This window comes from Paenarthrobacter sp. CM16 (assembly GCF_013179505.1).
Lineage (GTDB): Bacteria > Actinomycetota > Actinomycetes > Actinomycetales > Micrococcaceae > Arthrobacter.
In genome coordinates this window covers 1-7,190 of sequence record NZ_JABMCX010000238.1, presented here as the reverse complement: position 1 = coordinate 7,190, position 7,190 = coordinate 1, and the positions used below count along the sequence as shown (strand labels likewise).

5 protein-coding genes and 1 pseudogene are annotated in these 7,190 nt (G+C 57.9%); 2 read left to right on the top strand and 4 right to left on the bottom strand.

Going from position 1 to position 7,190, the window contains the following annotated elements; genetic code table 11:
• The 4 genes and pseudogenes from HP499_RS18060 to HP499_RS24900 form a co-directional block, all read right to left on the bottom strand.
• Positions 1 to 299, bottom strand: a pseudogene (locus HP499_RS18060) (ABC transporter permease); the annotation flags it as partial.
• Between the two features lie 118 nt (positions 300 to 417).
• Positions 418 to 2,139 carry a glycosyltransferase family 4 protein gene (locus HP499_RS18055; protein ID WP_253951675.1) on the bottom strand — a complete coding sequence of 574 codons (1,722 nt, stop codon included), beginning with the start codon at positions 2,137 to 2,139 and terminating at the stop codon, positions 418 to 420.
• An 8-nt stretch (positions 2,140 to 2,147) separates the two neighbouring features.
• Positions 2,148 to 3,365, bottom strand: coding sequence for a glycosyltransferase family 4 protein (locus HP499_RS18050; RefSeq protein ID WP_253951676.1), 1,218 nt, complete (start codon positions 3,363 to 3,365; stop codon positions 2,148 to 2,150).
• A gap of 63 nt (positions 3,366 to 3,428) precedes the next feature.
• Positions 3,429 to 3,875, bottom strand: coding sequence for a hypothetical protein (locus tag HP499_RS24900; protein ID WP_216660137.1), 447 nt, complete (start codon positions 3,873 to 3,875; stop codon positions 3,429 to 3,431).
• 530 nt (positions 3,876 to 4,405) lie between these two features.
• Here HP499_RS24900 and HP499_RS18045 point away from each other — a divergent pair.
• Both HP499_RS18045 and HP499_RS18040 read left to right on the top strand, forming a co-directional pair.
• Positions 4,406 to 6,043 (top strand): hypothetical protein, encoded by a 1,638-nt coding sequence (locus HP499_RS18045; RefSeq protein ID WP_172325568.1) that lies wholly within the window; start codon positions 4,406 to 4,408, stop codon positions 6,041 to 6,043.
• Positions 6,018 to 7,157 (top strand): LCP family protein, encoded by a 1,140-nt coding sequence (locus tag HP499_RS18040; protein ID WP_309138417.1) that lies wholly within the window; start codon positions 6,018 to 6,020, stop codon positions 7,155 to 7,157. The genes HP499_RS18045 and HP499_RS18040 overlap by 26 nt, the downstream gene beginning before the upstream one ends.
• The last annotated feature ends 33 nt before the right edge of the window (positions 7,158 to 7,190 follow it).

The window sequence follows — 7,190 nt, the reverse complement described above, 5'->3', positions numbered from 1 at the left end:
TAACCGACAAAATTATCGATGCCATGGCTGGTCTGCAGCAGCAGGCCGAACACGAAGTAGTAGGTCAACCCATTGAAGACGGGGTTCAGCAGAAGCCACGCGCTACCTAGCCGGTCTTTCCGCGTTCCACTCTGAACCCGAGCCCGGGCGTCGTAGAAAATAAACTGGCGGTAATCCCAGAGCTGGACCAGATAATCCAGAAACCCCGGACGGGAACCGACCCGGGAGAGCTTCCTGATATCCACCGACAACGGCTGTATTGCCGCCGGCGGTGGAAGCTTAGCTTTCTTTGCCGACACTAAATGGGTCTCCTTGATCGATTCGAAAACACTGTGTCGCAAGCCCAACCCAACTGAACCGGAACGCCGTCGTAGGTGCACGTAAGCGCTGCACGCGTTGCCAACCTGTCCGCTGACATCAGTTGCCCCTCAATGTCTCGTAAGCCTTGCCATATAGATCTGCGTTTGCTTTCCATGTCCGCGTGGCCAGGACTTCCTGACGGCCGGCAGCCCCTAATCGGAGTCGCAGACCTTCGTCGTCGAGCAATTCGAACAGTGCTTCAGCAAAAGCGTCAGGCTTCTGCGCTGTCACCAAGCGGCCGTTTACCCCGTCATGCACGATCTCCCGTAAGGCATCAAGATCACTTGACACCACAGGTCTCCCCGAAGCCAATGCCTCTACCGGCTTCAACGGCGTGACCGCCCTCGTTACGGCGAGATCCTTCCGAGGCACGACGAAGACATCCAGAGCTTGGTGGAAGAGATGCGCTTGGGCGGCCGGCACCCGTCCTGCGAAATGAGTTCGTTCCGATAAACCGAGTCGCCGGACCTGATCCTGAAGAGCAGGAGCAGCCGCCCCATCTCCAACGACGAGCAACTTCAACTTTGACAGCCGAGGTGCAAGCAGCGCAAATGCTGAGACGAGATCATCGATGCCCTCGTAATCCACAAGACTGCTGACGGTTCCTATGTAAAGCCCCTCCGGATCCAGTCCCAAGGCAAGACGGGCCGCTCTATGCTCCAGGGGTTCTCTCAAGTAGGACCCACCCACTGCGTTGGGGCAGATGAGCACCTTGTTGGCCGGGACTCCCGACGCAACGATATTGCTCTTCATGGCCTCACCCAGAGTTACCACCAAGTCAGCGCTGCGCATGACGTCGGCCTCGCGCTCCATAAACAACTGATAGCGCTCGCTGCGCCGTGCATCGTCGCCGCGGGTTGATGCCCAGGTGTCGGCAAGCTGCCCACGAACCTCGTAAACCCAGGGTAAGTCCAAAGCGTTTGCCACTTCGCGTGCAACCACACCGTTGACAAAGTGAGTAGTTGTATGAAGAACGGAAGGCCTGAAGCTCCGGGCTACTTTGAGAAGTTCATCGGCCTGCTGCTGCAAGCGACCGTCCATGGACTTTGCCATGTGGCTTGGAAGTAGGCGAGTGTAGTGGACTCCATCCACTACGTCGTCCTTCCGCGCGGTCAGTGCACCGATCTGTACCGGATAGCCCAGACGGGTGACGGCTAACGTCTCCCAACCCGAGTCCTGTTGCGACGTGAGGATCGAATGGGTCCGCCGAGCATAACCACTGGCCGTATGGGGTACGGAATTTGTCAAGAGGTGCATAACGCGCCGAGGCTTTGGCTCGATGCTGATTTTCGGCAATACGGGGCGCCATCCCCTGAAGACTTTGAGCTCTGATTCGAGTCGTGCTCGCTGCCTGGCCATACCTGCGGGCTGGCCTGTCAAAGCCTCTACAGCCCCGGACATGTCGCCGTCGTACCATTTGCGTCGCGCCGCAGTCGCAGGACGGTGACGTGCGCCCTCGGCTTGACGCAAGAAGATGTCCGCCCATTCAGGCTGTCCCGCGGCAAGTGCAATTTCGCTTGCCCTCCGAGCTTGGCCGGCTGTGATTCTCTGAGCCGAAGTGCTTTCGAACCGCTTCACCAATCCGCCAATGTCACCAGCAGCGTGACTTGCGAGCAAAAATGGCGGTTTGGACGATCTTGGTGCTGCTTTTGTGACCATGGTGGCAGCGGGCCCAACCACGGATGAAGGCAGTCGCCTGAGCATCAAAAGCACCAGCATGAATGGTGCCTCCGTCATGTGTTCAACAACGGTGCTTGCTGCCAACTTGAAGTTGGTCATGACGCGAATCATGTGGATTCCCGCCGTTCTGACGCCTGCGTCGTCTTGGCTGCTACTTTTGCGATCTCCTGCATATATTGAAGGGCAAGATGTGCATAGTCCGCATGCTCGCTTACCCACTCACGACCACTTTTGCCTGCTGCGAGCCTTTGGCGGTCCTGGGAAAGCTCGCGCCACAGTTGAGCAACAGCTTCAGGATTGGCCTGCACCACGTCACCCGCCTGGGCTTCGCGGATGATTCGCTCAGCCTCGCCTCTGACGATTGCGGTCACATGCCTGCCGATCGCCAGAACCTCGTAGGTCTTCGATGGAACGGTGGTCTCAAATGACTTCCAGTCATCGCGGAGCGAGACGATACAAGTGTCCGTTTCCCGGTATTTTTCAAGAACAGCCGGGCCGTGAAGCGATGGGTAAAAGGTCACCGGAGCGTTCAGTTCCCGAGCGAGCTTGACCAATTGAGGCCTGGTTGTACCTTGGCCGACCAGTGTCAGATGAAAACCATCTCCCAACAACGCGCTGGCTCGGATGAGAATGTCCAGCTTCTGGCTCTTGCCGTGATTGCCAAGGTAGAGAGCCCGGAACTCCGTACGATCAAGAGCGGGGGGCTCCAGGAATGGGACTGTATGGAGATCCAGTCCATTACTGACCGTGGCTACATGCTTGATCCCCCGCGCGCGAAGCGTGTCAGCAAATCCCTCTGTCACTGTGACCACCAGGTCAGCCCGTTGCTGCAAGAACTCCACAGCATGCTCCACAAGACTCTTGACGCTGCCCTGGACGATACGAGCGTCACGTGCCAGGTCCGGCCATGCATCCCGCATCTCGACGATGAAAGGGACTCCCCTGAGCTTGGAGAGAACGTATCCGGTCGCCAACGTAGGAAGGCTGGGAGCCGTGGCGAGAATGGCGTCGGGTTTCTTGCCCCCCAGGCCCACGGGAACGGACATAACGGCAGAGAACAGCTGATCCATGAATCGGGCAAGGGACGATGTGCCCATGTGCCTCAGATAGGGGACCCGTCGGATGGTTTCACCATGAGGACCTCGCTGGTGCGAAAAAGCGAGTCCGGCTTGCCTGCGGGGCAGATTGCGCCGGCCGTTTGGATAATGGGCCACAGGCGCGACAACGTCCACGTCCCAGCCGGCTTTACGGAATTCACGAGCGAGGGAGGCCCACCTGCGTTGAGGTGGGCTATGTTCTGGCCAATAGGAGTGTGTGAGGAGCATGAGGCGCATCGGTGATGCAGGATTTTCCGCAGCCTGTTCCCCGGTGAGGGAGTAACCCATGGGCTACTTGCCGTTAAGACGGGGGCGAGGACTCCCCTTGGAACGCAGCGCACGGAAGTATGCAACGCCCAGCAGAATCAGCACGAGGATGGTAACCCCTTGGACAAGGGGGTTATTCTCAGCAACGGGTGCCAAGGCAACCTTTAGCGGACCCGCAATATCGGCGCTGGCAACGGGAGGCGCCGCTGATTTGGTTGGCAATGGAGTGGGCGTTGGAGATGGTGTGGACTCCGCAGGGGCCGTCGTCGTTTCCTCAGGAACCAAAGGTTGATCAACGTAGCCCTGAACCTCGCCTTCCGTGGGCAGGTTTGGCAAAAGCGTCTCTTGGGTGGGAGCGGTGGGAACAACTGTCTCAACGGCTGGCGGGGCCACAGGCTCGGTGACCGGAGGAGCAACGGGTGCGGGCTCAACAGCCGGAGGAGCTGGTTCCGGCGTTTTCTCCGGCTCCAAAGGAGGGAGTGTCGGAGACGGCTCCAAAATCGGAGGCACTACGACCGGTGGCACCACTGGTGGGGTGGGAGTTGCGGTTTCAGTGGGTTGCCCGGTTTCACTGCCTGGTCCCGGCTCCAGCTCGGTGGCGACAGCGGGCTGAATGCCTATGAACCCGATGCTGGCCAGTAGAAAGACCACGAGCACGGCTTGAACACGTTTGATTCCAGTGCCCAACTTTCCCCCCGTTGTATGTGTTTCAGAACGCTTTCGGCGATCCATTTATCGCAACCACCTGAGACATGACGGCGCGCGGACGTTCCCCTCCGCGGAAGGGCGACCCGGATTAGTTTATCGTATGGACTAGACCCATCCCCTCAGCCGCAGAGATCCGCCGGGAGCCCGCCCGCCGGGGCGGGATAATGGCCTCTCTTGGTAGAGTCGTCTCTGCTGATGTCGATTCAGAGGAATACATGAAGCCCCCTAACCTCTCCCGACAATCATCGCCGCAGAGGCCATCTCCCAAAGGAATAAGGCGATGGGCCGTTGCCATGCTCGCGGCCCTCCTTGTCGTCGTGGTCGTGATCTTCGCTCCCTGGGACAATAACGCCGGAACACCCAACACTGCCGTAACACCCAACGCCCCCGCTTCACCGCCCACCCATCCCATCAGCGGTTACTTCATTACCGCCAATACCGAGTCAGCCGCCAACAGGGACAAGATGGCAGATATCAAGGCCTTGGGTGGAGATACAGCGATCACTTTTGGCACCCTTTTGAGGCCGGCCACGGAGGAGTCCCTTCCGACCGACTGTGTTGTGCAAGGTATGGCCTGCGGCAAATTCGTCAGCACCTCCGTAAGTGTTCATCGATACTTCACCTATTCCGACGGAAGCCATTGGGGGGACTCTGTCTCGAAGTGTCCCAATGACCGGACTGTCTCATCCGCCGGCAAGTCCTACACCATATTGGTGCTGCCCACAGAGGGCCGCGGCTGCAGCTCCCCCGACGGAACCTATGACGTGGTGATAGTGGGAGGCAGCAAAGAGTCTGCCGAAGATCCAGCCGCCGCATTGTCGTCGGCGGCCACCGAACTGGACATGAAGTTCTACGCGGGTCTCCCGGCACCAATCAAGCGGACCGACGTGGACTACCTTCCCGATCTTTCATACATGAATACCCTTGACCTTTTCACGGAGCGGTTCCTGGAATATCAAGCCGCTAATAATGACGTTCCCGGTCTTGCCGGCTTTTATCATCACTTCGAGATGCCGATCAGCTCCGCTCAATTCTTCGACCCCGTTTTGTCTCTCTACAAGATGCAAAACACGGCAATCAAGCGCGTACTTCCAACCCGTTCAGCGATCGTTAGTCCGTATATTGAATCCAGATCAGCGGCGTCCAACGTCAGCCCTCAGGATGCCCGGCTCGGGATACGCAGGATAGCCCAGACCTCGGGTGGCCTAGCACTGAACATCGCCATCCAAGATGGTATGGGAACTGGAAAGGGCGCAGCCTACATGCCCAGCGAGGGCGACGATCCCGTGGATACTTTTGCCGCAACCATCGTCGGCAAGGGGACGTGGGGAGAGAAGTACGTGGCACCCAACAGGGACTACTTCCAAGCCGCGGCGGAAGGCATCACCGGGACAGGTGCCGTTTTGTGGGCCAACTTGGAAGGTATGGCCCCCTCCACTGAGTCCAATACGTGCGGCAACAGCCTTCGTGGGCAAACCACCTTGGAAAGAATGGATCGCCAGCTTCAACAGATGGCGGAGGCTAGAAAGATAATCTCATTCATGTGGGATCCGTACTTCACGTGCAAAGGCACCGGCACGCCGCTCAAGGAGCAATTGCTGCAGACGGGACATACATCCCCGGTCGTGACCGACGCTAAGGTCGACTCAGACGCAGGCGAAATATCCGTCGTCGGATTTAATCTCTCCGGCGGACAAGTGAAAGTGTCCTGGACCACAAGTGACGGCGCTTCCCATGAGTTGGACTCAAACCCTTCAAGCACGGCGAAAAAAGACGGTGAGAACGGCAGCTCTAATCCAAGACTTGAATCGATCGTTATCAGTCTCGATGGATCAACGCTGCCCCCTGGAACCCCGTACCTGGTGAACGTCACCAGCCGGCAGGACTCCGGCCAAAAAGTGGAGTTTGCGGACGGCGTATTTTCGCCTTGATAGAATCGTCACTGCTGATGCCAACATCAAGGAACACATGACGCTCCCGAACGACACCGAAACTCCCACCTCAGAGTCCCGTCCCAGACGGCAGAAAAGCGGCAAGAAAACTGTACGGAACGTACTCCTTGGCTTTGCAGCCGCCGTGCTCGTCGCGGGTCTGATTGGGGGTGGCTACCTTTACAACCTTGCTCAGACGTTCAATTCGGGCACCACCAAGATCGAGACGGCCTTCCCTGAAGAGTCGACTCGGCCTCAGAAGACCGAGCCCGTGAATGGCACCGCCGCAATGAACATCCTTGTGATGGGTAGTGATACTCGCGGGTCTGCGGAGCTCGACGTTGATACTCAGGCTTCCACCGACCAGCGCGCTGACACGTTGATGCTCGTGCACATCCCGGCAGACCGCAAGAACGTGTACGCAGTATCACTCATGCGTGACCTTTGGGTGGATATTCCGGGGAAGGGGGAGTCAAAGATCAACTCTGCCTTGGCTCTTGGGGGCGTGCCACTGATGGTCCAGACTGTTGAGTCCCTATTCCAACAGCGCATTGATCATGTCGCAATGGTCGATTTTGAAGGCTTCAAGGGTCTTACTGATGCTCTGGGCGGAGTCGAAGTGGATGTAAAGATCCCCTTTGCACCGGCGAAGGGCCCCATGAAGGGCCACTACTACGAAGCCGGAAAGCAAACGCTTAATGGTGATGAGGCACTGGCTTTTGTCCGTGAACGTATGTCATTCAGCGATGGCGATTACCAGCGAGTGCGGAATCAGCAGGCGTATATGAAAGCAATCATCAGCAAGACGATTGCACGGGAAACCCTGACCAACCCTATGACCGTTAACAGCATGGTTGGCGCTGTGACTCCTTTCATCAGCGTCGACAAGAGCTTCGACGCTTCCGCCATCGGGAGCCTCGCCCTTGGTATGAAGGATCTGCGAGCAAATGACACTGTGATGTTCACGTTGCCCACCCTCGGCACGGGCACCTCAGCTGACGGCCAGTCGATTGTTGTCGCCGATACAGCAGCCATCTCGGACATCGCAGGAGCCCTTTCCAAGGACCAGTTAGGCGCCTATGTCACGGCCCATGCTCTGGAAAAAGGAAACTAGTCCCGGACTCGACATCATGTCTTGATGAGCTTT